The organism is Terrabacter sp. P2_E3 (assembly GCF_056403915.1).
Window position 1 is genome coordinate 313,077 of record NZ_JBFUEN010000009.1, and the last position, 26,099, is coordinate 339,175.

Annotated in this window: 23 protein-coding genes; 10 read left to right on the top strand and 13 right to left on the bottom strand. The window is 71.7% G+C overall.

Annotation, left to right across the window (positions count from 1 at the left end; genetic code table 11):
* Positions 1–60: 60 nt before the first annotated feature.
* Together AC1DW8_RS13905 and AC1DW8_RS13910 are read right to left on the bottom strand one after the other, a co-directional pair.
* Positions 61–1,572 (bottom strand): MFS transporter, encoded by a 1,512-nt coding sequence (locus AC1DW8_RS13905; protein WP_478094724.1) that lies wholly within the window; start codon positions 1,570–1,572, stop codon positions 61–63.
* Positions 1,569–2,012: a DUF1810 domain-containing protein gene (locus tag AC1DW8_RS13910; RefSeq protein WP_056773065.1), complete on the bottom strand. Its 444-nt coding sequence runs from the start codon at positions 2,010–2,012 to the stop codon at positions 1,569–1,571. The genes AC1DW8_RS13905 and AC1DW8_RS13910 overlap by 4 nt, the downstream gene beginning before the upstream one ends.
* 117 nt (positions 2,013–2,129) lie before the next feature.
* Between AC1DW8_RS13910 and AC1DW8_RS13915 the strand changes: the two genes are divergently transcribed.
* From AC1DW8_RS13915 to AC1DW8_RS13930, 4 genes are all read left to right on the top strand, one after another.
* A complete protein-coding gene (locus tag AC1DW8_RS13915; RefSeq protein WP_478094726.1) occupies positions 2,130–4,985 on the top strand; it encodes a winged helix-turn-helix domain-containing protein in 2,856 nt (951 codons plus the stop codon).
* A gap of 108 nt (positions 4,986–5,093) precedes the next feature.
* Complete coding sequence (locus AC1DW8_RS13920; protein WP_056773020.1) at positions 5,094–5,798, top strand: hypothetical protein; 705 nt, start codon at positions 5,094–5,096, stop codon at positions 5,796–5,798.
* Complete coding sequence (locus AC1DW8_RS13925) at positions 5,795–6,523, top strand: DUF2306 domain-containing protein (RefSeq protein ID WP_478094729.1); 729 nt, start codon at positions 5,795–5,797, stop codon at positions 6,521–6,523. The genes AC1DW8_RS13920 and AC1DW8_RS13925 overlap by 4 nt, the downstream gene beginning before the upstream one ends.
* Entirely contained in the window at positions 6,520–6,771 is a 252-nt protein-coding gene (locus tag AC1DW8_RS13930) for a hypothetical protein (protein WP_478094731.1), read from the top strand. Before AC1DW8_RS13925 ends, AC1DW8_RS13930 begins: the two co-directional genes overlap by 4 nt.
* A gap of 209 nt (positions 6,772–6,980) precedes the next feature.
* Here the strand turns inward: AC1DW8_RS13930 and AC1DW8_RS13935 are convergent, their stop codons facing one another.
* Together AC1DW8_RS13935 and glnA are read right to left on the bottom strand one after the other, a co-directional pair.
* Positions 6,981–8,102 carry a glycosyltransferase family 87 protein gene (locus AC1DW8_RS13935; RefSeq protein WP_478094734.1) on the bottom strand — a complete coding sequence of 374 codons (1,122 nt, stop codon included), beginning with the start codon at positions 8,100–8,102 and terminating at the stop codon, positions 6,981–6,983.
* Between the two features lie 458 nt (positions 8,103–8,560).
* A complete protein-coding gene (glnA, locus tag AC1DW8_RS13940; RefSeq protein ID WP_020145414.1) occupies positions 8,561–9,985 on the bottom strand; it encodes a type I glutamate--ammonia ligase in 1,425 nt (474 codons plus the stop codon).
* 198 nt (positions 9,986–10,183) lie between these two features.
* On the opposite strand from glnA, the gene AC1DW8_RS13945 reads away from it, so the two are divergent.
* Positions 10,184–10,666 carry an RDD family protein gene (locus tag AC1DW8_RS13945; RefSeq protein ID WP_478094737.1) on the top strand — a complete coding sequence of 161 codons (483 nt, stop codon included), beginning with the start codon at positions 10,184–10,186 and terminating at the stop codon, positions 10,664–10,666.
* An 89-nt stretch (positions 10,667–10,755) separates the two neighbouring features.
* Here the strand turns inward: AC1DW8_RS13945 and AC1DW8_RS13950 are convergent, their stop codons facing one another.
* The 5 genes from AC1DW8_RS13950 to lipB form a co-directional block, all read right to left on the bottom strand.
* On the bottom strand, positions 10,756–11,490 hold the full coding sequence (locus tag AC1DW8_RS13950) for a DUF4191 domain-containing protein (RefSeq protein ID WP_020145416.1): 735 nt from the start codon (positions 11,488–11,490) through the stop codon (positions 10,756–10,758).
* 5 nt (positions 11,491–11,495) lie between these two features.
* Positions 11,496–12,521 carry a lipoyl synthase gene (gene lipA, locus AC1DW8_RS13955; RefSeq protein ID WP_478094739.1) on the bottom strand — a complete coding sequence of 342 codons (1,026 nt, stop codon included), beginning with the start codon at positions 12,519–12,521 and terminating at the stop codon, positions 11,496–11,498.
* 123 nt (positions 12,522–12,644) lie between these two features.
* Positions 12,645–13,694 (bottom strand): ABC transporter permease subunit, encoded by a 1,050-nt coding sequence (locus AC1DW8_RS13960; RefSeq protein WP_478094741.1) that lies wholly within the window; start codon positions 13,692–13,694, stop codon positions 12,645–12,647.
* Positions 13,691–14,659 (bottom strand): ATP-binding cassette domain-containing protein, encoded by a 969-nt coding sequence (locus AC1DW8_RS13965; protein ID WP_478094743.1) that lies wholly within the window; start codon positions 14,657–14,659, stop codon positions 13,691–13,693. The genes AC1DW8_RS13960 and AC1DW8_RS13965 overlap by 4 nt, the downstream gene beginning before the upstream one ends.
* 144 nt (positions 14,660–14,803) lie before the next feature.
* Positions 14,804–15,463: a lipoyl(octanoyl) transferase LipB gene (lipB, locus tag AC1DW8_RS13970; RefSeq protein ID WP_478094745.1), complete on the bottom strand. Its 660-nt coding sequence runs from the start codon at positions 15,461–15,463 to the stop codon at positions 14,804–14,806.
* A gap of 36 nt (positions 15,464–15,499) precedes the next feature.
* Here lipB and AC1DW8_RS13975 point away from each other — a divergent pair, with 36 nt between their 5' ends.
* Positions 15,500–16,567: a Gfo/Idh/MocA family protein gene (locus AC1DW8_RS13975; protein WP_478094747.1), complete on the top strand. Its 1,068-nt coding sequence runs from the start codon at positions 15,500–15,502 to the stop codon at positions 16,565–16,567.
* Between the two features lie 124 nt (positions 16,568–16,691).
* Positions 16,692–18,182 carry a protein kinase domain-containing protein gene (locus tag AC1DW8_RS13980; protein ID WP_478094751.1) on the top strand — a complete coding sequence of 497 codons (1,491 nt, stop codon included), beginning with the start codon at positions 16,692–16,694 and terminating at the stop codon, positions 18,180–18,182.
* Here the strand turns inward: AC1DW8_RS13980 and AC1DW8_RS13985 are convergent.
* From AC1DW8_RS13985 to lpdA, 3 genes are read right to left on the bottom strand one after another with little or no spacing between them, the layout of a single operon-like run.
* Positions 18,160–19,068, bottom strand: a complete 909-nt coding sequence (locus AC1DW8_RS13985; protein WP_056825143.1) for a TIGR01777 family oxidoreductase — start codon at positions 19,066–19,068, stop codon at positions 18,160–18,162. The genes AC1DW8_RS13980 and AC1DW8_RS13985 overlap by 23 nt on opposite strands.
* Before the next feature lie 24 nt (positions 19,069–19,092).
* Entirely contained in the window at positions 19,093–20,943 is a 1,851-nt protein-coding gene (gene sucB / locus AC1DW8_RS13990) for a 2-oxoglutarate dehydrogenase, E2 component, dihydrolipoamide succinyltransferase (RefSeq protein WP_478094754.1), read from the bottom strand.
* Positions 20,944–20,974: 31 nt separating this feature from the next.
* Complete coding sequence (gene lpdA / locus AC1DW8_RS13995; RefSeq protein WP_056781308.1) at positions 20,975–22,354, bottom strand: dihydrolipoyl dehydrogenase; 1,380 nt, start codon at positions 22,352–22,354, stop codon at positions 20,975–20,977.
* 201 nt (positions 22,355–22,555) lie between these two features.
* Here lpdA and AC1DW8_RS14000 point away from each other — a divergent pair, with 201 nt between their 5' ends.
* A complete protein-coding gene (locus AC1DW8_RS14000; protein WP_056781210.1) occupies positions 22,556–22,903 on the top strand; it encodes a hypothetical protein in 348 nt (115 codons plus the stop codon).
* Positions 22,904–23,036: 133 nt separating this feature from the next.
* Entirely contained in the window at positions 23,037–23,225 is a 189-nt protein-coding gene (locus AC1DW8_RS14005; RefSeq protein ID WP_020145427.1) for a DUF5302 domain-containing protein, read from the top strand.
* A 63-nt stretch (positions 23,226–23,288) separates the two neighbouring features.
* Here the strand turns inward: AC1DW8_RS14005 and AC1DW8_RS14010 are convergent, their stop codons facing one another.
* Positions 23,289–24,758, bottom strand: coding sequence for a leucyl aminopeptidase (locus tag AC1DW8_RS14010; protein WP_056825729.1), 1,470 nt, complete (start codon positions 24,756–24,758; stop codon positions 23,289–23,291).
* Positions 24,759–24,944: 186 nt separating this feature from the next.
* On the opposite strand from AC1DW8_RS14010, the gene gcvT reads away from it, so the two are divergent.
* Entirely contained in the window at positions 24,945–26,063 is a 1,119-nt protein-coding gene (gcvT, locus tag AC1DW8_RS14015; protein WP_478094758.1) for a glycine cleavage system aminomethyltransferase GcvT, read from the top strand.
* Positions 26,064–26,099 lie beyond the last annotated feature (36 nt).

The following is a 26,099-nucleotide window of genomic DNA, read 5'->3' on the forward strand; positions in this document are numbered from 1 at the left end:
AAGAACGCCGGTCGAGGTCGCCGGCGCGGGTCGGACGGGGCCGGAGACCGAGGGCGGGTTCTATCGTCCGGTGTGGGTCTCCGTGCGTGCGCGTCGCCGGCGCCCACGCAGGTCGAGGGCGCTGGCGAGCAGCGCCACTGCGACGAGAGCGGCAGCGACGCGGAGGGCGGTCGACGCGTCGAGCGCGCCGCCTGCAGCGGCGTCCGCGTAGAAGACGGCCCCGATGAGGGCGATCCCGGCTGCGGTGCCGATGCGCTGGCCGGTCTGGAGGAGCCCTCCTGCGGTGCCGGCTCGCTCGACCGGGACCCGGTCGACCGTGAGCGTGATGTTGGGGGAGATGACCAGACCGCTGCCGAGGCCCGCGACGAGCAGGGGGCCGGCGAGCCACCAGCCGAGCGAGGTGTCGTGGACTGCGCTGGTGACGACGTCCACCGCGACGAGACCCACGAGCACCACGGTGAGCCCAACGGTCACGAGCGAGCGCCCGAAGCGGCTGACGAGGCGCCCGCCGATCGCGGACGTCACGGCCGACCCGGCGGCGAAGGGGGTGACGGCCAGCCCCGCGAGCAGGGGCGAGTAACCCAGCTGCTGCTGGAAGAAGATCGTCAGCACGAAGAAGATGCCGGTGAAGCCACCGAAGTAGATGGTGCCGACCGCTGCACCAGAGGCGTAGCCGGGCACGTGGAAGAGGGCCAGGTCGACGAGAGGGCTCCGGCCGCGCCGGGTGTACGTGCGCTCCCACCAGAGGAAGGCGACGAGGAGGGCCGCTCCGACGAGGGCCACCCACCACGGGACGCCCGCGCCGCCACGCCCCGTCTCGACGACGGGCAGCAGGACGCCGAGCACGCCGGCGCCGAGCAGCACGACGCCGACCGGGTCGGCGTCGACATGCCGCTGGGGATCGCGAGGCGGGGGATCGGGCAGCCAGCGCATGGCGAGCACCACCGCTGCCACGGCGATCGGCAGGTTGACGAAGAAGATCCACCGCCAGCCGCTCTGCTCGCCCAGACCGTCGAGGATGACCCCGCCGACGACGGGACCCACGGCCGTCGAGATGCCGATGGTCGCGCCGAGCAGGCCGAACGCCCGGCCACGCTCGTCGCCGCGGAACAGCTGCTGGATCAGGCCCGAGACCTGAGGGTTGAGGATGCCGCCGGCAGCACCCTGGACCAGCCTGGCGACGATGAGCAGGGTGCTGTTCGGGGCGATCCCGCAGGCGAGGCTCGCGAGCCCGAAGAGGACGACGCCGACGACGAACACGGTGCGCCGGCCGAGGACGTCACCGAGGCGTCCTGCGGGGACGAGCGTCAGGCCGAACGCGAGGGCGTAGCCCGAGACGACCCACTGCAGGTCGCTGGGCGTGGCGTGCACCCCGGTCTGGATCGAGGGGAGGGCGACGTTGACGATGCTGACGTCGAGGAGGGTCATGAAGCCGGCCACGAGGCACACCCACAGGGCCTTCCAGCGCCGCGGGTCGGGCTCGGCGGCGGGTGCGCGCCCACTGGCCCCGGGTGCCGGCTCACGGCCGGTCTCGTGCGTGGCGACGCGGGCCTCGACGTGGTCGTCGTTCACGAGCCGAGGATCCCCGTCGTCGCGTCGTCGCGGCGGCCTTCGAAGAAGTGATCGAGCACGCGAGCGAAGGGCGCGGCGTCCTCCGGGTCGCGGGCCGCCAGCTCGAAGAGGGTCATCGACGAGCGCAGCTTCGTCGCGTCGACAGGACCCAGCACGCGCACGGGGTCGTCGGTGTCGAGGGCATCGAGCGCGTCCGCGCACTCGCGCAGCCGAGGTCCGAGGATCGGGTGGCGCAGGTAGGCGCGCGCCTCGCGAAGACCCGACACGGCATACGTCCGGGCGGTCTCGCTCCTGCCGAGCCCGCTGACCTGGGGAAGGACGAACCACATCCAGTGACCGCGTTTGGTGCCGGCCCGCAGCTCGGTCAGGGCGCTGGCGTAGGTGCCGCCCGCATCCTGGGCGCGGACGAAGCGCTCGAGGTCGGGAGAGTCGTCGGTCATGTACTGGGTCGTACCCGTGAGGGCCGCCCGAGACGACACCCTGTCCAGGGTCAGACCGCGACGCGTACGCCCGGCGCGGGCTCCGTGTCGCCCGGCCCGCGCGCCTAGGGTGGTGACATGCCGGTGCTGGGCACGAAGCTGCACGTCCCGAGGGCCCGTCGGCCCCTCGTTCCGCGCCGACGCCTGACCGACCAGCTCGACATGCCCGGGGCATCACTCCCCAGGCTCGTGCTCGTATGTGCCCCAGCCGGATTCGGCAAGACCACCCTCATGGCCCAGTGGCTCGCCCAGCAGGACGCCGATGGTCCGGACGGGTCTGGGGGTGGCTTCGCCGGGAGGGTCGCCTGGCTCTCCCTCGACGGCGGCGACGACGACCCGTTCCGGTTCCTGGCCCACCTCGGCGCGGCTCTCGATGCCGCGTCGTCCGGAGACGTGACCTCCACACCGTCGGCGCCGGAGGATCCGGGCCCTCCCGGGACGGACGACGAGCCGCTGCTCGAGATCGTCGCCGCCCTGTCCGACACCGCCCGGACCGTGATCGTGCTCGACGACTACCACGTCATCACCGACCCGGACGTGCACGCTCTGGTGACGTCGCTCGTCGACCGGCTGCCGCACCGGGCCACCCTGGCCATCACCACGCGCGCCGACCCTCCACTGCGGCTGTCGCGGCTGCGCGCCCGCGGCGAGGTCCTCGAGCTGCGTGCGGCTGACCTCCGCTTCACGCCCGACGAGGCCCAGGACTTCTTCCATGACGTCATGGGGCTCGACCTCGAGCGACGGCACGTCACCCTGCTCGAGGCGCGGACCGAGGGATGGGCAGCCGGCCTGCAGCTCGCGGCCCTCTCGGCCCGGGGACGCACCGACCCCGACGACATCGACGCCTTCGTCGACGCCTTCAGCGGCAGCCACCGGCTGGTCCTCGACTACCTCGTCGAGGAGGTGCTGGCCGGCCTGCCCGACGACCTGCGTTCCTTCCTGCTCGACACGGCAGTCCTCGACGCCCTCACCGCGCCGTTGTGTGATGCGCTGACGGGGCGTGAGGACGGCCAGCGCTCGCTCGAGCTGCTCGAACGCGGGAACGTCTTCGTCGTGCCGCTCGACGACCACCGGCAGTGGTACCGCTACCACCACCTGTTCGCCGACACCCTGCGTGCTGGCCTCGTCACCGAGCGACCCGGCGAGACCGCAGGGCAGCACCGGACGGCCAGCACGTGGTACGCCGGCCAGGGGCTCGTGGCCGACGCCATCCGGCACGCGATCGCAGGCGGCGACGCCGAGCAGGCCGCGGAGCTGCTGGAGCTGGCGCTGCCGGACCTGCGCCGGCGCCGCCAGGACCGGACCCTGCTGCAGTGGCTCACGGCGCTGCCCGACGACGTCGTCGGTCGTCGACCCCTGCTCGCGACCGCACGGGCGTGGTCGCGGCTGTCCGTCGGTGACCTCGACGGCGTCGAGGCCTGGCTCGATGCTGCCGAGGCCGGCCAAGCCGACCAGACCGGTGGTCACGGGCGGGATCCGATCCCGGCCTCAGCCCTCGCCGAGGCCGAGCGGGCCCGCGACGAGGAGCGCAGGAGCGTACCGGCGACGATCGAGATCTACCGGGCCTCGGTCGCCCAGGCCCGCGGCGACGTCGCGGGCACGGTCGCGCACGCGCGGCGGGCTCTCGAGCTGGCGGGGGATCGCGACCACCTCGCCCGAGCCGGAGCCTTCGGCTTCCTCGGCCTTGCGGCGTGGGCGGCCGGCGACCTCGTCACCGCCGTCGACACCTTCAGCGAGGCGCGGCGCAGCCTCGCTGCGGCTGGAGCGCTGGCCGACGAGCTCGGCGCCGTCGTCGTGCTCGGCGCCATGTGGGTGGCGAGAGGTCGTCCTGACGAGGCGCGTCGGCTCTACGAGGACGCGCTCGAGACCGCGGCGCGACACCTCGGTCGGCTGCCGGCGACGGTGGGTGACGTGCACGTCGGCCTGGCCGAGGTGCTTCGCGAGCACGGTGAGCTCGACGCGGCGCAGCACCACCTCGAGGTCGCGCGTGACCTCGGCGAGAGGGCATCCCTGCCCGAGAACCGGCACCGGTGGTTCACGACGATGGCCGGTCTGCTCCGGGCGCGCGGGGACCTCGACGGCGCGGTGGCGATGCTGCAGCAGGCCGAACCGCTCTACGTGGCCGGCTTCTTCCCCGACGTGCGTCCCATCGCCGCCGAGATCGCGCGGCTCCGGGTCGCCCAGGGCCGACTGCCGGAGGCCGAGAGCTGGGTCCGTGCCTGCGGCGTCACCCGCATGGACGAGCCCTCCTACCTCGCGGAGTTCGACCAGCTCACGCTCGCCCGACTGCTCGTTGCGCAGACCCGCGCCGCCCAGCCGAGCTCGGGCTCGGCCGGCGAACCCGACCCGAGGCGGGGTGCGGGCGGGAGTGCTGTCGATGTGGCGACGCGCGTGCTCGCCGCGGGCGAGCTGGCACGACGCGACGGCACGGTCGTCGAGGCGCTGCTCGTCCGTGCGCTCGCCCACCACGTGTCCGGTGACCTCGACCGCGCCGTGGCGGACCTCGACCGCGCCGTGAGTCGTGGTGTCCCTGCCGGCTACGTCCGGCTCTTCCTCGACGAAGGCCCGGCGCTGCAGGAGCTGCTCCGGTCCACCCGGGCTGCTGGGGTCGATGCGTCGCCGGCGCTGCTCGACCTGGTCCACCTGGCCGCGTCGGCGGCCGACAGTGACACGGATGCTCCCGCGGAGCCGGACTCGGGCCTCCGACCGGGCCTCCATCCGGGCCTCCAGTCGGGGCTCCAGTCGGGGCTCAGCAGCCGCGAGCTCGAGGTGCTGCGCCTGCTCGCCACCGATCTCAGCGGCCCCGAGATCGCGGCGCGACTGTTCGTCTCGGTCAACACGCTGCGCACGCACACCAAGCACATCTTCACCAAGCTCGACGTCTCCACGCGCCGAGCGGCGGTCTCCCGGGCGCACGCGTCCGGCCTGCTCTAGGTCACCACCTCGGTCACCCGATCAGGTGATGTGGGCTCACCCTGGGCGTCCCTAGCGTCGTGGACATCGCCGGACACGCCGTCCGGCCCCAGTCACCGGGAGCCCGACATGACCATCACGACCACCAGCCTCACCCGTGCCGCCGGCGGTGCCGCCGCGGTCGCCGGACTCCTCTTCATCGGGGTCCAGGTCAACCACCCAGCCATGGACGTGTCCTCCGTCGGGAGCACCGAGTGGGTCCTGCGCAACACCGCGAAGGTGGTCCTCAGCGCCCTCGCGCTCGGCGGCGTCACCGGGATGTACCTGCGCCAGGTGCGGCAGACGGGCTGGCTCGGCCTCGTCGGCTGGGTCCTCTCAGCGGTCGGCTTCCTCGTCATGGGCAGCGTCGCGTTCGTGGCGGCATACGTCCTGCCGACCCTGGCGGACACGGCGCCCCGCTACGTCGACGATGTGCTCGTCGCCGCGAGCGGAGGGCACCCCGTCGGCGACATCGGGCTCATGCAGGGCGTGTTCCTCGTCTCGGCCGTCGCGTACGTCGGCGGAGGGGTCACCCTCGGCGTCGCCCTGTTCCGGGCACGGGTCCTGGCTCGCTGGGCGGCCGCCCTGCTCGCCGTCGGCTGCGGCGCCACCGTGCTGCTGTCCGTCCTGCCCCACTCGTTCGAGCGGCCGATGGCCGTCCCGACCGGGGTCGCCCTCATCGGCCTCGGAGTCTCCTTGTGGCGCAACGCGACCCAGACATCCACCGCCACCACGTCTGCCGACGCGAGCTCGTCCGACGCAGCCGTGCCCGCCGTTGCCAGCGCCGTCCGATGACCGACGACGTGGTGGGCCGGCGCCGGATCGCCCGGCGCCGGCCCGGCCGGCGGGCGAGGTCCGCCGGCTGGGGCGGTCCGGTGGCGATGATCGCCCTGTCGGCCGTCCCGCTCGCGGCCGGCGCCCTGCGGCTGGCCCAGCTCGGCGGCGTCGCCCAGGTCGTGCCGGCGGACCGCCGCTTCGCCGACGCGCCGGCCCCGCTCGTCCTCCACATCGTGGGGGCCGCCGTCTACGCCGTCGTCGGGGCCCTCCAGCTCGTGCCCGGCCTCCGGCGCCGGCACCCCGCCTGGCACCGCCGCGCCGGTCGCGTCGTCAGCGGCGTGGGCGTGCTCGTGGCCGGGTCGGCGTTGTGGATGACCCTGCTGTATGCCGCGAAGCCGGGCACGGGCGCCCTGCTGTACGTCCTCAGGCTGGCCTTCGGGTCGGCCATGGTCGCGTGCCTGGTCCTCGGGATCACGGCCATCCGCCGCGGCGACGTGCCGCATCACCGGGCCTGGATGATCCGCGCATACGCCATCGCGCTCGCCGCCGGGACGCAGATGTTCACCGAGGGCATCGGCGGCGCCCTGTTCGGCACCGGTGGGGTGAGGGGCGACCTCGCCAAGGCCGCCGGATGGGTCATCAACCTCGCCGTGGCCGAGTGGGTCATCCGCCGCTCGGCGCCCGCCCCGACCGCCCGGCGGGGCCGACGCCCCTCCGTCGCGGCCACGGGTCTGTCGTCGTGACCGACCGGACCGTCGTCTACGAGATCCGGGTCGAGGGGCACCTCGACGGCCATTGGTCGGCGTGGCTCGGCGGCCTGACGATCACCCGCCACGACGACGGTACGACGACCCTCTGCGGTCCTGTCGTCGACCACTCCCGGCTGCACGCCGTCCTGGCCCGACTGGGCGACCTCGACGTCACCCTGCTGTCCCTGTGCGCCCTGGGTCACGAGCCGGGGAGCGTCGACGCCGGTGAGGCGGGCGGCTGAGCACCGGATAGGCGAAACGCGGGTCCCCGTAAGGACCCGCGTTCCGAGAGTGGCTCTCCCAGGGGGATCGGCCGTGCTGCCGTGACGACTCAGATGTCGACGTACATCTCGAGCTCGTGCGGGCGGAAGCGCATCGGGTCCACCTCGTTCTTGCGCTTGTGCTCGACCCAGGCCTCGATGAGGTCCTCGTGAAGACGTCGCCCTCGCCGTCAGGCGTCCGGACGTTCGTTCTTCGCGTGTTTTGCCACCTGCGCAGCAGGACCGCCGCGAGGCATGAACCAGGCTGCGACCACGACCGATACGCACAGAGCGGTGATGTCGGTCAGCATGATCGCGAGGAACTTCCAACGGTCGTCGACACCGAGCGGGGCGAGCAGCCACGGCATCGCCCAGCGCAGCATCATCACCAAGAACGCTGCGACTGCTGGAACGTTTCCCCTGGTCCGCAAGGCGGACGCGAACCACACCCAGATCAACGGCAGGAAGAGGACTCGGTACTGGTCGTGCGAAACCGGGAGCAGGAGCACCGCACCCATCACGATGTGCCAGAGGGAGAGCGCGGACTCAGCAGGTCTGCGGAGGACGAGCACGAGGGCAGCAATCACGAGCGCGGCGAGCGCGACGTCGGTCGCTCGCGCGAGGTCTGTCGACACGACGATCGGGATGAAGTTGCCCCGGTCGGTGAACAGTTCAGTCCCCACGCCCCACGCGGACCAGACGATGAACTTCTGGTCGCTCATGGCGTGGGTGCGCTCGATCCACCGCACGACCTCACCGGGGCCGGTGACGAGCGCCACCAGCAGGGCACAACCGGTGAGCAGCCCGAGGTAGCCAAGCAGCGATCTGGCTCGGGATCTGGCGCCGGCACGCAGGAGCCACATCACGAAGACCACGGGCCAGGTCTTGACGAGCGCCGCCAACGCCAACACGGCTCCGGACAGTCCCGGTCGTCCGCGTCGGTAGAGGAGCAATGCGACAGCCGTCACGGCGAGGACAATCGTGTCCGTCTGACCGAGAGCGAGCTCGACCCCGAGGCCCGAGTCCCCGAGGGCAGTCAGGACGCCGACCAGCGCCACCAGCGGACGCTCCCACGGCGACAGAGTCGGAGCCAGCGCCCAGACGGTCGCTGCCACGGCAACGAGACATGCGGCGATGCCCAGGACAGTCCACCAGGCGAAGGCGTCCGGAGACCATGCGAGAGGGCGGAGGAACCACGCGACGAGAGGCGAGTAGACGTAGAAGGGGCCTTCATAGACGCTGCCCCCAGAAACGGAGTCCCGTGCCGCGTCAAGAAAGTAGCCCAGATCCGTCCCGACGACGGTGAGGTCCACGGCGCGGAAGCGAACGACGAAGAGCGAGATGGTGACGAGAGAGACCAGTACCCACATCGCGGAGACGAGCTGCCTTGCTGGCATCGACGGGCGGGGGAGGGGGCGAGGCACCGTTGTCCTGCCGAAGCCCCCGACCATGGCGTCCTCTCGATGCAGGTGCGGCCGGGCTGGCCCCGTCGAAGCAGTCGTAGGGGACGTGAGCCCAGCCTGTGCTGTCGCATCAGCACGTTCAAGCGCGATCCTATGGGCTTGCTGGGCGTCGGCGCCCAGCTGAGCCTTGATGAGCCTTGATGAGCCTTGATGAGCCTTGATGAGCCTCGAGTCGGCCACCACCACCGGAGGACTCGGGCACCGTGGCGGGATCGGAGGCCCGTCCCACGACACGCGGAGAGGCCTCCGCGACTGCCACGTCGGGCACCACGAAGGCCTCTCCACACACGTCGGACGTGTGAGGTAAATCAGATGTCGAAGTACATCTCGAACTCGTGCGGGTGCGGACGGAAGCGGATCGGGTCCACCTCGTTCTTGCGCTTGTACTCGACCCAGGCCTCGATGAGGTCCTGCGTGAACACGTCGCCCTCGAGGAGGTAGTCGTGGTCGGCCTCGAGCGCGTCGAGCACCTCGGGGAGCGAGCCGGGCACCTGCTGGATCGCGGCGTGCTCCTCGGGCGGCAGCTCGTAGAGGTCCTTGTCGACCGGCTCCGGCGGCTCGATGCGGTTCTTGATGCCGTCGAGACCGGCCATGAGCTGGGCGGCGAAGCAGAGGTACGGGTTCGCCGACGGGTCGGGAACGCGGAACTCGATGCGCTTGGCCTTCGGCGACGTGCCTGTGATCGGGATGCGGACACACGCCGAGCGGTTGCGGGCGGAGTAGACGAGGTTGACCGGGGCCTCGTAGCCGGGGACCAGGCGGTGGTAGGAGTTCACCGTCGGGTTCGTGAAGGCGAGCAGTGACGGGGCGTGCTTGAGCAGGCCGCCGATGTACCAGCGCGCGAGGTCGGACAGACCGCCGTAGCCACGCTCGTCGTAGAAGAGGGGCTCGCCGTCCTTCCAGAGCGACTGGTGCGTGTGCATGCCAGAGCCGTTGTCACCGAAGAGCGGCTTCGGCATGAAGGTCGCGGTGTGGCCCTGCTTCCACGCGGAGTTCTTGACGACGTACTTGAACTTCATGAGGTCGTCGCCGGAGTGGAGCAGCGTGTTGAAGCGGTAGTTGATCTCCATCTGGCCCGCGGTGCCGACCTCGTGGTGGCTGCGCTCGACGTTGAGACCGACCTCCTTGAGGTCGAGGCAGATCTTGTCGCGGAAGTCGGCGAAGTGGTCGACGGGGGAGACGGGGAAGTAGCCACCCTTGTAGCGGGTCTTGTAGCCCTTGTTGCCGCCCTCCTCGACACGACCGGTGTTCCACGCGGCCTCGATGGAGTCGAGGTAGTAGTACGACGCGTTCTGCTTGGTCTCGAAGCGGACGTCGTCGAAGATGTAGAACTCGGCCTCGGCACCGAAGTAGGCGGTGTCGGCGATGCCGGTGGACTTGAGGTACTCCTCGGCCTTGCTCGCGATGTTGCGCGGGTCGCGGCTGTAGCGCTCGTCCGTGAAGGGGTCGAGGATCGAGAAGTTCATGACCAGCGTCTTCTCGGCGCGGTACGGGTCGATGAAGGCCGTGGCGGGGTCGGGCACGAGCTTCATGTCTGACTCGTGGATCGCCTGGAAGCCGCGGATCGAGGACCCGTCGAACATCTGACCAACGGTGAAGAAGTCCTCGTCGACCGACTCAGCCGGCACGTTGAAGTGCTGCATGACACCGGGCAGATCGCAGAACCGAATGTCGACGAACTTGACGTCCTCGTCCTTGATGAACGTGAGGACCTCGTCAGCTGAGCTGAACATCCAACCTCCTGATGTGGGGCGAGGTCGTCGCCCGGTCCTGGGCTCCGCGGAGCGGCAGGGATCGAGAGACGGCCTCGTGCTGTCGGTGTCGACACTATCGACTGCCGATTTCTCGGCAATGACCCTCATGTTTCACGGGTGTTACGGATGGACAGGCCCGGGCAAAGAGCCCGAGCCGCGTCTCGTTACGCTGGACCCGTGGTGGACCGCAAGGATTTCGGCTCGTGGCTCGAGGGCCCGCGCGCGCGTACGAACGCCGAGGGGCAGTACCGGGGTCGCGACCTCGGCCTGCCGCCGAGCGGACCCGGCTCGGTGGCCGGCTTCGGCATCCGGTTCGCGGGCGTGCTCGTCGACTGGACCATCGCCGCCTTGATCGCCCGGGGCCTCTTCGGCGTGCCGCTGCCGTTCTCGCAGCCGCCGGCGTCCGGCGCCCAGGGGTTCGTCGTCCTCGCCGTGTTCGGCGTCATGCACCTCGTGCTGGTCGGCACAGTGGGCTTCACGATCGGTCACCGGATCATGGGCCTGCAGGTGCGCTCGCTGGTCGGCGACCGCGTCCTGCCGCTCCAGGCGATCGCCCGCACCGTCCTGCTGTGCCTCTTCCTGCCCGCCGTGGTCTGGGACCGCGACGGCCGGGGACTGCACGACAAGGTGCCCAACACCGTCATCGTCCGAACCCGCTGACGCGAGGACGCGACTCGAGACGACCGAGTATGCGGAAGGGGCGGGTCCCTTCCGCATACTGCTGGGTCATGCCGCCGTGGCGGCCGGGATCACTTGCCGCGCAGGGCCTTCCGGTCCATGCGGGCGCGCATGGGGTCGACGCCGGGCGGGAGCGGAGCGCGCAGGCCACCGAGGGCCTTGAGGCGCTTGTTGACGAGCGCCATCTCGTCCTTGGTGATCTGCGGCTTGAGGCGCTGGACCTTGCTCGCGAGCTTGGGCAGCGGCACCTCGTTCTCGCCCGAGCCGACGCGCATCGTCGTGACGGGGACACCGGGGGCGACCCGCTCGACGCGCTTCTTCTCGGTGGCGAGCAGCTTCTGGACGCGGCTCGTGGGGCCCTCGCCGACGAGGACGACGCCGGGGCGGCCCAGCGCGCGGTAGACCATGGCGGCGGAGTTGATGTCGCCGGGACGCGCCACGTCGGCGGCGACGGGCTCGCGGTCGGTGTACCAACCGCGACGGATCGAGGTGAGCGCCGCGCCGGCGGCACCGGCCTGGCCTTCGATCTGGCTGTAGGCGGCCCGCTCGGCCCGGCGGCTCATGATGATCGTCGCGGCGAGGACGCCGAAGAGCACCCCGAAGATGCCGAAGATCCACGGCAGCTTGACGAGGAAGCCGATGACGAGCAGCACCCCGAAGACGACGAGGAACGACAGCAGCATGAACCAGCCGATGAGCGGGTCAGCCTGCTTGGAGACCCGGTAGACGTCACGGATCTGGGACAGTCGTCCCTGCTTCTTCTCCTGGGGCGCGCTGCTCGCGTCGCCGTCCTTGTTGCGTGCCATGGTGCTCAGGATACGGCGCTCTGGGCGCGGGCCACCAACGACGCCGCCTCCTGGCGGGCGGGGGAGCCGGCGGCCTCGGCCAGGTGCGACAGGTGAGCGGGGATCTCGCGTCCCCACTTGCGCATCGCGGTGGCCCAGAGACGCCCGGCGCGGTACGACGAACGCACGAGCGGACCCGCCATGACGCCCTTGAAGCCCATCTCCTCGGCGACGTCCGACCAGTGGACGAACTCCTCGGGCTTGACCCACCGGTCGATCGGGTGGTGCAGCTTCGAGGGCCGGAGGTACTGGGTGATCGTGAGGATGTCGCAGCCCGCGTCGTGGAGGTCGCGGATGGCCTCCTCGATCTCGGTGTCGGTCTCGCCCATGCCGAGGATGAGGTTGCTCTTCGTGACGAGCTCGGCCTCACGCGCCATGCTCAGGACGGCCAGCGACTTCTCGTAGGTGAAGGCGGGACGGATCCGCCTGAAGATGCGCGGCACCGTCTCGAGGTTGTGCGCGAAGACCTCGGGCCGGGCGTCGAAGACCTGACCGACGAGCTCGGGCTTGGCGCCGAAGTCGGGCGGGAGGATCTCGACGCCGGTGTTGGGGTTGAGCAGGTGGATCTGGCGGATCGTCTCGGCGTAGAGGCCGGCGGCGCCGTCGGGCTGGTCGTCGCGGGCGACACCGGTCACCGTCGAGTAGCGCAGGCCCATCTGAGCGACCGACTCGGCCACGCGTCGCGGCTCGTCGAGGTCGAGGGTGGTCGGGCGACCCGTCGCGATGTCGCAGAAGTCGCAGCGCCGGGTGCAGACGTCACCTCCGATGAGGAAGGTGGCCTCCTTGTCCTCCCAGCACTCGAAGATGTTGGGACAGGCGGCTTCCTGGCACACCGTGTGCAGGCCCTCGGACTTCACCATCGAGTGCAGGGCGGTGTACTCGGGCCCCATCTTCGCGGTGGTCCTGATCCAGGACGGCTTGCGCTCGATGGGGGTCTCGGCGTTGCGCGCCTCGACGCGCAGCAGACGACGGCCGTCGGGAACGACAGACACACGGGCTCCTTGGTCGGGATTTGCTGCTCCGCACAGGTTACGCCTCCCCACGGACCGTCCAGGACCACCCTCGACGAGGGCGTATGCCGGGTGGCCGGGTCCGGGGGCAGGCGCGCCCGTGCGTCAGGTGACGTCGCGGCGCCGGAAGGCGGCGACCCCCGCGAGCACGACCGCAAGGGCGACGACGAGCAGGAAGACCCAGCCGTGCGTGTAGCTGAGCGTCCGCTCGGTGTAGTCGCACGACGAGGGCCCGCAGGAATCAGCGAAGTACGTGGTGCCCCGGTCGATGAACGCCTCGATGTTCTTCAGGACCGACCACGGCTGGAGCCGACCCTGCAGGAACGCCTGCATGACGATGCCCTCGACGACCACGGCGAAGCCGAGCACGGCCCCGATGATCGCGGCCGTGTGCCGCAGGAGCAGACCGAGCGCCGCCCCGACGACTCCGGCGCCCAGTGCCAGCGCGACGATGCGCAGGCCGAGCACTGCGAGTGGCTCCTCGAGAGCCGGCGCTGGAGGCAGCTCGAGGTCCGATCCGGGTCGGTTGACGACGGCGACCATGCGGGCACCGAGGTTGGCCAGGACCAGGCCCAGGACGGCGATGGCGACGCCGCCGGCAGCTGCCGCCGTGAGCTTGCTGGCGGCGACGCGCAGTCGACGGGGCTGGAAGGTGAGCCACAGGCCCATCGAGCCGGTGGAGAACTCGGCCCCGACGAAGCTCGCTCCGAGGAGCAGGGCCACGAAGGCGAGCAGCAGGGCGATGGTCTTGGCGATGCCCTCCGTGATCGTGTCGGCCAGGGGGAGCGCGAGGCCCATCTGCTCGAGCGTCGGGGCCTGGCCCTGCTGGTCGCACCCGAAGTCGAGCGTCGGGTCACCGCTGCGGTCGCGCTCGATGGCCTCCTGCTGGTGGCACTCCTCGACCATGCGCGGTGCCTCCTGCTGCATGATCCGGTAGCTGTCGAGCTGCTGGGCGATGCGCTCGGGCGAGCTCTCGTTGTAGGCGTTGTAGACGGTCGCGCCGATGAAGACGACGACGGCGGCCACGACCACCTTGGTCAGGCGGCGCCACCACAGACGTCGCAGCTCGACGCCGACGAGTCCGGCGAACGACGTGCCCTTCGGCCGCCGGTCGGCGCGGGGGCGGGAGTCGGGGGAGACGAGCGTGCTGCTCATGCGGCACCACCGCTCCGTCGTCCACCGGCAGCCCGGTCGGCATCGGTGCCGAGGCCCTCGTCGGCGGTGAGGGCGAGGAAGGCGGACTCGAGGTCCGGGCGCACCGGCACGAGCTCGGCGACGTAGAGGCCGTGCCCGGCGAGCGCCCGGGTGACGGCAGAAGGGTCGTCGGTCCCGACGACGAGGTAGGCGTCGTCGCGGGTCAGGGTGAAGCCGTCGGCGGTCAGCACCTCGGCGGCTCGGTCCGGGGAGGCGACTCCGACCCGCACCTGCGCGGTGCCGGCGCCCGCGCCGCCGAGGATGTCGCTGACGCGCCCCTCGGCGAGCAGCGACCCGTGCCCGATGATCGAGACCGTGTCGGCGACCTGCTCGACCTCGGCGAGGATGTGCGAGCTGACGAGCACCGTCTTGCCCTGTTCGCCGAGCGTCCGCATCGTGTCGCGCACCTCGCGGATCCCGGCGGGGTCGAGTCCGTTGGTGGGCTCGTCGAAGATGAGCAGGTCGGGGTCCTTGAGCAGCGTCGCCGCGATGGCGAGGCGCTGCTTCATGCCGAGCGAGAAGCCGGCGTACCGGTCGCGACCGCGGTCGCCGAGGTGCGTCGCGTCGAGGACCTCGTCGACGCGGTGGCGTGGGCTGCCGATCGCGCTCGCGAGCAGGGTGAGGTTCTGGCGGGCGGTGAACGCCGGGAAGAACTTCGGTGACTCGACGATCGCCCCGACCCGGTCGACGACGTGCGGCAGCCGCTTGGGCACCGCCTCGCCGAAGACCTCGGCGATGCCGGAGTCGGCGCGCACGAGGCCGAGCAGCATCCGGATCGTCGTCGTCTTGCCGGAGCCGTTCGGCCCGAGGAAGCCGTGCACGCCTCCGAGGGGCACGGCCATCGACAGGCCGGTGACGGCGACGCGTCTCGACCCTCGGCTCAGGTACGTCTTGCGTAGGTTGACGGTGCGGACGGCGACATCCATCGATCCCCCTGGTTCGACCGGTTGGTGGTCGACACCCTAGGGGTGGGCCCGACGGACCGCGCGCGGACCCGCCGGGCACGACACGGCATACGGTCTCGGGACGGGCCGGGAGACGCCGGGACGGGCCGGTCCGGCCCGGACGGGTCAGGCGAGCGCGCGGCGGTTCGGCCGGAGAGCCCGGAGGATGTCGGCGAGGTGCTTCTCGACGTGGGGGAGCACCTCGGTGACCGGCACGTCGCGCCCGAGCTCGAACGACAGGGACGTGACCCCGGCACCGACGATGCCGCACGGGATGATGACCTCGCCCCAGGACAGGTCGGGGTTGCAGTTGAGGGCGAAGCCGTGCATGGCGACCTGGCGGCTGACCCGGATGCCGATGGCACCGATCTTGCGGCGCGGGCCGCGGTCGTCGGCGGCGATCCACGTGCCGCTCTCGCCCTCGACGCGGCCGGCCTCGACGCCGAAGTCGGCGCAGACGCGGATCATCATCTCCTCGATGTGCCGGACGTAGCCGACGACGTCGATGGGCGCGGGGAGCCGGACGATCGGGTAGCCGGTGATCTGGCCCGGACCGTGCCAGGTGATCTTGCCGCCGCGGTCGACGTCGATGACGGGCGTGCCGTCGTTGGGGCGCTCCTGCGGCTCGGTGCGCTTGCCCGCGGTGTAGACGGCGCGGTGCTCGAGAAGGTAGACGGTGTCGGGCTCCTCGCCCGCGACGACCTTCGCGTGGGTGTCGCGCTGGACCTGCCACGCCTGCTCGTAGTCGACGAAGTCGGGGTCGAGACCGAGGTGGACGAAGCGCATGCGGCCACCCTACGCCGGGCGGCATACGATGCCGGAATGCCTGCCACCGAGCCGTCCCCGTCCACCCCGCTGCGTGTCGGACTCGTCGGCTACGGCTCGGCCGGTCGGGGCATCCACGCACCCCTCATCGGGCGGGCCGGGCTCACGGTGGCAGCAGTGTCGACGTCGAACGCGACCCGTGCCGACGAGGTGCGGGCCGACCTCCCGGGCGCCGAGGTCGTCCCCGACCTCGAGACGCTCCTCGGGATCGACGGCCTCGACCTCGTCGTCCTCGCGTCACCGAGCGGCGTGCACGCCGAGCAGGCCGAGCGCGTCATCGAGGCGGGCATCCCGCTCGTCGTCGACAAGCCGCTCGCCGTGGACGCGAGCCGTGCCCTCGACGTCGTCGACCTCGCCGCCCACCACGGCGTGCCCCTCACGGTCTTCAACAACCGGCGCTTCGACCCCGAGCTGGCCGCGCTGCGCATCGTGCGCGACGACGATCTCGTCGGTGACATCTGGAGGGCCGAATACCGTTGGGACCGTTGGCGTCCCGTGCCCAAGCAGAGGTGGCGCGAGCAGGTCACCGCCGCGGAGGGCGGCGGTCTGCTCCTCGACCTGCAGACCCACCTCGTCGACCAGGCGGTGCTCCTGCACGGTGAGGTCGAGTCGGTCTATGCCGAGGTCGACTCCCGCACGACGGTCGCCGACGACGACACCTTCCTCGCGTGCCGGCACACCTCGGGTGTCGTCAGCCACGTCATGTCGAGCTCGGTCAACGGGGCTCCCGGCCCTCGCGCCCGCGTCAACGGCTCGACGGGCTCCTTCGTCATCGGCCGCCAGGTCGACGACGTCAGCGCGTTCACCGAGTTCGAGAACGACGGGGACGCCATCGGCTGGATCGTGCGCGGTGACGAGCGTGAGCGGGGACCCGTCGTGACCGACGCCGACCAGGCGAACTTCTACCGGGCCGTCGCGGCCGCCCTCGTCTCGTCGGACCCGCAGGCGACGATGCCGGTCGACCCGCGCGATGCGGTGCACGTCCTCGCCGTCGTCGACGCCGCACGGATCAGCGCCCGGGACTGCAGGGTCGTCGACGTCGTGACGCCCGGCCAGACCCCCTGAGGGTGGGCCCGACACCGACCGCGGGTGTATTCCGGGTGACCCGGTCCGTCGTCGGGTGCAGTCCTCGTCGGGACCCTGTGGACGACGCGCCCGCGGCCCGGCGCGGCGCTGCTTGCATGGTCGGGTGACCGAGCACGAGCGAGAGAAGCGACCGGAGCAGCCGCCGGAGCGTCCCCACGTCCCGGGGCACCGTGTCGACGCCGTCATCGGGACGGGCTCGTCGGCGGTCGTGTGGTCGGGGGTCGACGCGACGGGGCGTCGGGTGGCGATCAAGGTGCCGCACCTCGTCCGAGATGAGCTCGACCGGCAGCAGTCCCTCGCCGAGCAGCAGGTGCTGCTGGCCGTGCAGCACGACCACCTCGTGCCGCTCCGGTCGGTCGTGCCGCTCGCCGACGGTCGCGAGGCCCTCGTCTTCGACCTCGTCACCGGGGCACCGCTGTCCGCGATGGTGCGCAGTCGCGGACACCTGCGCGCGGGCGAGGTCGTCACCGTCCTCACTCCGGTCTGCGAGGCCGTCGCCCACCTCCACGCGGCGGGCGGGGTGCACGCCGACATCTCCCCGTCCAACGTCACCCTGACCTCCGACGGACGCCCCGTCCTGCTCGACCTCGGCGCCGTGCGCGTGCCCGGTCGCGAGCCCGGTGCAGTGCACGGCACGACCGGATACATCGCTCCCGAGGTGCTCCTCGGCGCGGCGCCGGACGAGTCCTCCGACGTGTACGCCCTCGGCGCCGTCGCGTGGTTCTGCCTCACCGGCAACGGGGCGCCGGACACGATGGTGCGGCTCGACGAGGAGATCATCGTCAGCCACGTCGGTCCCGAGCTCGCCGCCGTCGTCGCGGCGGCCATCGACCCCGACCCGACCCGACGTCCGCGTGCGGCCGAGCTGGCCGGCCTCTTCTACGACGCGGTCCCGGCCGAGCCGGTCGAGGTCGTGGTCGGGGCCGACCAGGCGTCAGCACTGACCCACCGGCTCCGGGCCGAGGCCGGGCGCGAGCCGGCACCCGCAGAGCAGGACTCCCGAAGGTGGCCTCGCCGGGCCGTCACGGCGGCGCTCGTCGCGGTGCCGCTGGTGGCCGCCGCGGGGTGGGCGTGGGCGGCCCGGGACCCCGCGTCGCTGACGCCACCCTCGACCTCGTCGACGCCGACCACACCGGCGGTTCCGACGGCATCGCCGGCTCCGGGCGACAGCGCGGCGGACCGGGTGCTGCGGGACGCCGCGAGCCCCTCGGCGCGGCCGGAGGACCTGATGCAGGCCCTGAGCGACCGGCGGTCGGCCGCCCTCGTCGGGCGGGACGCGACGGCACTGGCCCGGGTCCACGCGCCCGGCTCACCGAGCCTGTCGAGCGACCGGGCCCTGGTCTCGGGGCTCGTCGGCGCCCGGGCGCGCTGGGAGGGGCTGCGGCTCGAGGTCGCCGACGCGGCCTTCGTGACGGGGTCACCGACGGAGGCGGTCGTGCGCGCCCGGGTCGACTGGACGGCCTACGTCGTCGTCACCGGGGGTGGTGCACGGCTCGTGCGACCGGCGGACGCCGGTCGTCAGCTCGACTTCCGGCTGATGCGCGGGTCCGAGGGATGGCGGATCAGCGCGATCAGCGCTTCACCAGCCACCTGACGGCCCCGTCGAGGTCGGGGTGCTCGAAGGTGAAGCCGGAGGCGAGCAGGGCCTCGGGCTCGACCCGCTGGCTCGCGACGACGTAGTCGGCGAACTCGCCGATGACGGCGCGCAGGGCGAAGCGGGGTGCGGGGACGAAGGCCGGGCGTGACAGCGCCGAACCGATGGCCGACGCGATCTCACCCTGTCGGGCGACCCCGGGCGCGACGAGGTTGAACGGCCCGGCGAGCTCCGGATGGTCGACGAGGTGCAGGATCGCGCGGACCTCGTCGACGAGGGTGATCCACGGCCACCACTCGCGCCCCGATCCCATCGGGCCGCCGAGGCCGAGACGTCCGAGCAGGACGACCTGCTCGAAGGCGCCGCCCTCAGGAGCCATGACGAGCCCGGTGCGGACGAAGGCGACGGGGAGACCCGCGTCGACCGCCGGCTGCGCTGCGCCCTCCCACCGCACGACGACGCCGGAGAGGAAGTCCTGTCCCGGCTCGCTCGTCTCGGGCAGGTGCTCCTCGCCCCGGTCACCGTAGTAGCCGACGGCCGACGCGTTGACGAGACGGATGGCCTCGCCGGTGCGGTCGCGGTGGGCGACCAGGGCCTGGGCCACCGTGCCGGTCGCGTCCGTGCGCGAGCGCTCGACCTCGCGCTTGTGCTCGGGGTTCCACCGTCGGTCGCCGATGCCGACGCCGGCGAGGTTGACGACCGCGTCGACCCCGTCGAGCGCCCGCTCGTCGATACGGCCGCGGCTGGGGTCCCACTGGACCTCGTCCGCGGCGGAGGTGGCGTGGCGCACGAGGCGCACGACCTCGTCGCCGCGTTCGGCGAGCGCACGACGAAGCGCGCCGCCGATCAGGCCGGACGAGCCGGTGACGGCGACGCGCTTCGTCATGGGGTGCTCCTCATGCAGGCGACCTCAGGCCTCGAACTGGCCCTCTTCGAGCCTGGCCTTCATCGTGCCGAGGAACCGAGCGGCGTCGGCCCCGTCGACGATGCGGTGGTCGTAGGACAGCGCGAGGTACATCATCGAGCGGATCGCGATGGTCTCGCCGCCGTCGGCGTCCGTGACGACGACGGGCCGCTTGACGATCGCGCCGGTGCCGAGGATGGCGACCTGCGGCTGGTTGATGATCGGCGTGTCGAAGAGCGCGCCGCGGCTGCCGGTGTTGGTGATGGTGAAGGTGCCACCGGCCAGGTCGTCGGGCGTGATCTTGTTGCTGCGCGTGCGCGCGGCGACGTCGGCGATCGCCCGGGCGAGGCCGGCGATGTTGAGGTCACCGGCGTTCTTGACGACCGGGACGATGAGGCCCTTCTCGGTGTCGACGGCGATCGAGAGGTTCTCGCTGCCGTGGTAGACGACCTCGTCGCCGTCGATGCTCGCGTTGACCATCGGGTGCGCCTTGAGCGCCTCGGTGGCGGCCAGGGCGAGGAACGGCAGGAAGCTGAGCTTCGTACCCTCGCGGGCCTCGAAGTCGCTCTTGACCTTGGCGCGCAGGCGGGCCACCTTCGTGAGGTCGACCTCGACGACGGTCGTCAGCTGGGCCGAGACCTGGAGCGACTCGACCATGCGGGTCGCGATGACCTTGCGCAGCCGCGTCATCTTCTCGCGTGTGCCGCGCTTCGGCGAGACCGCCGCCGCAGCGGACGAGGCACCCGACGGAGCGGATGCCGCGGGGGCGGCGGGCGCAGCAGCCGGGGCTGCCGGGGCGGGAGCCGGGGCCTTCGCGGCCTCGGCGGCGTCGAGCACGTCCTGCTTGCGGATGCGACCGCCGACGCCCGTGCCGGTGATCGACCCGAGGTCGACACCGTGCTGGTTCGCGAGCTTGCGCACGAGCGGCGTGACGTAGGCGGCGGCGTCGTCGCGCGACGGCGTGGCAGCGGACGGTGCCGGTGCGGCGGCCTCGGGGGACTGCTGGGCGGGGGCGCGCTCGGCGTCGGCCGGCTTGCCGGCAGCCTCCTGCGTCGCCTCCTCCGGCTGCTCCTGGGCCGGAGCCTTCGGTGCCTCGGCGGCGGGCTCCGGTGCCTTCTCCGGCGCGGGCTCCGGCTCCGGTGCCTTCGCGGGCTCGGGCTCGGGTGCCTTGGCGGGCTCGGCGGCCGCGGCGGGCGCGGCGGGCGCGCCACCGCCGATGACGGCGAGGTCGGCACCGACCGGCACGGTGTCGTCCTCCTGGACGAGGATCTTGGTCAGGGTGCCGGCGACCGGCGACGGGATCTCGGTGTCGACCTTGTCGGTCGAGACCTCGAGGAGCGGCTCGTCGACGGCGACCTCGTCGCCCTCGGACTTGAGCCAGCGGGTGACGGTGCCCTCGGTCACGGACTCGCCGAGCGCCGGCATGGTCACGGTCTGGCCCTCGCCACCCCCGGACGACGACGCAGCAGCCTGGGGCGCCTCGGCCTGCTCGGCCTCGGGCTCGCTGGTCGCGGCCTGCGGCTCCTGCTCGGTGCTCGGGGCCTCGGGTGCCGGGGCGGCCTGCTCGGGCTCGGGGGCCTCCTCGGCGGCCGGGGCGTCGCCACCGGACGCGGAAGCCTCGCCGTCGCCGATGACGGCGAGATCGGCGCCGACGGGGACGGTGTCGTCCTCCTGGGCGAGGATCTCCTGGAGGGTGCCCGCCACGGGGGAGGGGATCTCGGTGTCGACCTTGTCGGTCGAGACCTCGAGCAGCGGCTCGTCGACCTCGACGCGGTCACCGACGTTCTTCAGCCAGCGGGTGACGGTCCCCTCGGTGACTGACTCACCCAGGGCCGGCATGGTCACGCGTTCTGACATGACGTGTTTTCTCCTCTTCCCAGTTTCTGGCTCAAGCGTGTGCGTGCAGGGGCTTACCCGCCAAGGCCAAGTGTGCCTCGCCGAGCGCCTCGTTCTGTGTGGGGTGCGCGTGGATGAGACCGGCGACGTCCTCCGGGTGCGCCTCCCAGTTGACGATGAGCTGTGCCTCGCCGATCTGCTCGCCCATCCGGGCGCCGATCATGTGGACGCCGACGACGGGTCCGTCGACCTGCCGCACGAGCTTGACGAAGCCCTGGGTGCCGAGGATCTGGGACTTGCCGTTGCCGCCGAGGTTGTACTCGTACGTCGCGACGTCACCGTGCTTCTCGCGGGCCTGGGCCTCGGTGAGGCCGACGCTCGCGATCTCGGGGTCGCAGTACGTGACGCGGGGGATGCCCATCTCGTCGATGGCGGCGGGTGCGAGTCCCGCGATCTCCTCGGCGACGAAGATGCCCTGGGCGAAGCCGCGGTGTGCGAGCTGGAGGCCGGGCACGATGTCACCGACGGCGTAGACGCCCGCGGCGCTGGTGCGCAGCCGCTCGTCGGTGGGCACGAAGCCGCGGTCGACGGTGACGCCGGCGGCTTCGTAGCCCAGGCCCTCGGTGACCGGGCCGCGCCCGACCGCGACGAGGAGCAGGTCGGCCTCGATGGTCCCGCCCGACTCGAGCGACACCGTGACGACGTCGCCCTGCTGGGTCGCGCCGGCGAAGCGCACACCGGTCTTGAAGGCGATCTTGCGCTTGCGGAAGGAGCGTTCGAGCTGCTTGCTGATGGCTTCGTCCTCGGCCGCGACGAGACGCGGGAGCGCCTCGACGATCGTCACCTCGGAGCCGAAGCTCTTGAAGACGGAGGCGAACTCGACGCCGATGACACCGCCACCGAGCACGACGACCCGGGCCGGCACGTGGTCGATGGCGAGGGCCTGCTCGCTCGTCATGATGCGGCCGCCGATCTCGAGCCCCGGGAGCGACTTCGCATAGCTTCCGGTGGCGAGCACGACGTTGCGACCGGTGATGCGGCGGTCGCCGACGACGACGGTGTGGGGCCCGTCGAGGACGCCCGACCCTTCGACGTAGTCGATCTTCGCGGCCTTCACGAGACCCTGGAGTCCCTTGTAGAGGCGGCTGATGACGCCGTCCTTGTAGGCGTTGACGCCCGACATGTCGACGGACTCGAAGGTCGTCTTCACCCCGAAGCTCGCACCCTCGCGGGCGACGTCGGCGACCTCGGCGGCGTGGAGCAGCGCCTTGGTCGGGATGCAGCCCTGGTGCAGGCACGTGCCGCCCAGACGCCCCTTCTCCACGAGTGCCACGGAGAGCCCCAGCTCTGCCGACCGCAGGGCACAGGCGTAGCCGCCGGACCCTCCACCGAGAATGACGACGTCGTAGTCGCCTGCGGCACCAGCCGGCATGTGCATGTGCTCCTTCGGGTGAATCGCCTGCTCCCGCCGTCGTGCAGCAGGAGTCCGCGGACGTTCTGGCGTACGCGTGGGTGGGCGTACGGGTGGGCGTGCAAGAGCATCTTGTCATTGATCGGATGAGACGTCACAGGCAGGTCACGCCTCCCGGCGCGCTGTGGTGGTGAGCACGGGTCGACCCCGTACAGTGCCGCCATGGGCTGGTTCTCACGACGCGGCAGCCGCAAGGGCAATCCCTTCCCCGGCCGGTCCGACGGGCCGCAGATGGAGATCGACCGGAAGGCGGTCGAGCAGCACCTGCGCGCGTTCGTCGAGTCCCGGCTCGGTGTCGAGGCCTACGTCGAGCCCGCCACGAGCGTCACCCCCACGACCATCGTGCTCATCGCGTGGGACGGCGAGTGGACGCGTCGCGCGGTGCCATCTCCCAAGGACGGCTTCGAGATCAGCCAGAAGCTCGGCGTCCCGGTCTACGACGTCAACAAGACGGGCTATCCCAACCGGATGCGCGAGTGGAGCAAGCGCCGACGTCAGGGTGACGCCTGACCCGGCGACACGGCATACGACCTCGTGGTCGGTTGCCGGGCAAAAGGGGTGGACCGGGTCCCGGTTCGCTGACAGGGTGAAAAGCGTTCAGTCCGTGCCGGATTCGGCGCCACAGCACACAGGAGGTTCTCGAATGTCGAAGCAGGATGGCGAATCCAGCGGTCCGAGCGAGGAGATGAAGGCCAAGTTCCGTGCGGCGCTCGACAAGAAGCACGCCCACGGTGGCAAGGACGTCTCCGACGACCACGACCGCACCAAGGTGCACGGTGCACACGGCCCCGCCAAGGCCCAGCAGATGTTCCGTCGCAAGTCCGGCGGCTGACCCCAGCCGCACACGCCGAGAGGCCCCGTTCCGTCACGGAACGGGGCCTCTCGCACGTCGGCGTCAGACGTAGGACTCGGCGAGGCCCACGAGGGTGCGCACCCCGAAGCCGGTGCCGCCCTTGGGCCAGTAGCCCGTCGGTGCCTTGTCGTTGTAGGCCGGTCCGGCGATGTCGAGGTGGCTCCACGGGATGCCCTCGCCGACGAACTCGCCGAGGAAGATGCCGGCGGTCAGCATGCCGCCCTCGGCGCCGCCCTTGTGCGCGAGATCGGCGTTGATCGAGTCGAGGCCCGGACGCAGCTCGGTCGGCAGCGGCATCGGCCACATGGCCTCGCCGACCGTCGACGCAGCGTCGAGGACCCGGGTGCGGAAGTCGTCGTCGTTGCCCATGACGGCGGCCGTGTTGGCGAGCGCGACGACCTGCGCACCGGTGAGGGTCGCGATGTCGACGATGGCGTCGGGCTTGGTCTCCGAGGCCAGGGCGATGCAGTCACCGAGGACCATGCGGCCCTCGGCGTCGGTGTTGAGCACCTCGACGGTCGTCCCGCCGCGCATCGTCACGACGTCGCTCGGGCGCTGGGCCGTGGAGCTCGGCATGTTCTCGGCCAGGCCGAGGTAGCCGGTGACGGCGATCGGCAGACCGAGCTCGGCGATGGCGAGGACGGCACCGGCCACGGCGGCCGCTCCGGCCATGTCGCACTTCATCGTCAGCATCCCGTTGGCCGGCTTGATGCAGAGGCCGCCCGAGTCGAAGGTGATGCCCTTGCCGACGAAGGCGATGGACGCCTTGGGACGGGTCGGGGTGTAGCTGAGGACGGCGATCCGCGGCTCGTTGGCCGAGCCCTGGCCGACGCCCACGGTGCCCCCGAAGCCACCGGCTCGCAGCGCCTTCATGTCGTAGGACTTGAGCTTGACCTTGGTGCCCTTGACGCGGTCGGCGAGCGAGTCGACGAAGGTCTCCGGGTAGAGCAGGTTCGGCGGGAGGTTGACGAGGTCGCGCGTGTAGGCGACGGCCTCGCCGAGCGCGGCGGCGCGCTTGACCGCGCGACGCGAGGCGGCGTCGGCCGGGCCGACGAGGGCGACCGCGTCGACGGCATCGGTGCTGCGCGTGCCCGCCTTGGACACGGCATACGCCCCGAGGGCCACGCCCTCGGCGACGGCGGAGACGATCTCGACGGACGTGCCGGGCACGACGACCGCGACCTTCTTCTTGCGGCTCAGGCTGCGGATCGCGCCACCGAAGCCCTTGCGGACGTCCTCGAGGGCGGACGCGTCGCCGGACAGCTCGCCGACACCGGCGAGCACGACGAGCTTGGCGGCGACCTCCGGCACGGCCGCGAGGGTCGTGACCTCTCCGACCTTGCCGGCGAGCTCGAGGTCGGTGACGACGGACTTGAGGTGGGCGACGGTCTTGCGGGGGAGTCCGTGGCCGGGGGCCAGAGCGGCACCGCCGTCACCGGGGACGAGCGCGACGACGAGCGCGTCGCCGGCCGTGTCGGCGGCCGAGCGGTTCGAGATGGTCAGGTTGGCCACGAAGGACTCCTTTGTCGAGGTGCTGACGGGCGCACGGGGTCGGAGCACGTCCTGAGGGGTGCGTCGGTGGTGCGTCGCTGGTGCACGGTTTCGTGCGCCGGTCGGCCTCACGACACCGCCGCGGGTGGCGGCGTTCGATGATAACGAGCGGAGGCGGCACACCCGGCGGGCGGTAGGTTGGCGCCCATGACGACAGCGACGTCGGGGACGACCTCCCCGCTGACCTCACCCCTGCACGACCGCCACGTCGCCCTCGGCGCGAAGATGGCCGACTTCGGTGGCTGGGACATGCCGATCGAGTACCCCGGCGGCGGCGTCGTCGCCGAGCACACCGCGGTGCGTGAGCGTGTCGGCGTGTTCGACGTGAGCCACCTCGGAAAGGCCTCGGTGACGGGTCCCGGCGCGGCCGACTTCGTCAACGCGTGCCTGACCAACGACGTGCGCCGCATCCAGCCGGGCTCGGCGCAGTACACCCTGTGCTGCGACGACGCGGGCGGCGTCGTCGACGACCTCATCGTCTACCTCAAGTCCGACGACGACGTCTTCCTCATCCCCAACGCGGCCAACACCGCCGAGGTCGTGCGCCGCCTGCAAACCGCCGCGCCGGAGGGCATCACCGTCACGAACCTGCACCGCGACTACGGCGTCATCGCCGTCCAGGGCACGAAGAGCGACGAGGTGCTCGAGTCCCTGGGGCTGCCGACCGGCCACGACTACATGTCCTTCGTCGAGGCGGACTGGCAGGGCCGGCCCGTCATCGTCTGCCGCACCGGCTACACCGGTGAGCGCGGCTACGAGCTCGTCCCGCTCTGGGACGACGCCCCGGCGCTCTGGGACGCCCTCGTGGCGGCGCTCGAGCCGTTCGACGGCAAGCCGTGCGGTCTCGGCGCGCGCGACACGCTCCGCACCGAGATGGGCTACCCGCTGCACGGACAGGACCTGTCGCTGCAGATCTCTCCCGTCCAGGCGCGCGCCGGCTGGGCCGTGGGCTGGAAGAAGGACGCCTTCTGGGGCAAGCAGGCCCTCGAGGCCGAGCGGGCCAACCCGACGCGCCTCATGCGGGGCCTGCTCGTGACCGGCCGCGGCATCCCGCGGGCGCACTGCACCGTCTCGTGGAACGGCGCGGCGGCCGGCGAGGTCACCTCCGGCACCTTCTCGCCCACGCTCAAGCAGGGCATCGCCCTCGCACTGCTGAACCCCGAGATCGCCGACGGCGAGACGGTGTCGATCGACGTGCGCGGCCGTGCCCTCGAGGCCACCGTGGTCAAGCCGCCGTTCGTCCAGGTGCAGGTCCGCGAGGGCTGAGTCCCCGTCACCGACGACGTATGCCGGGTGGCGCGG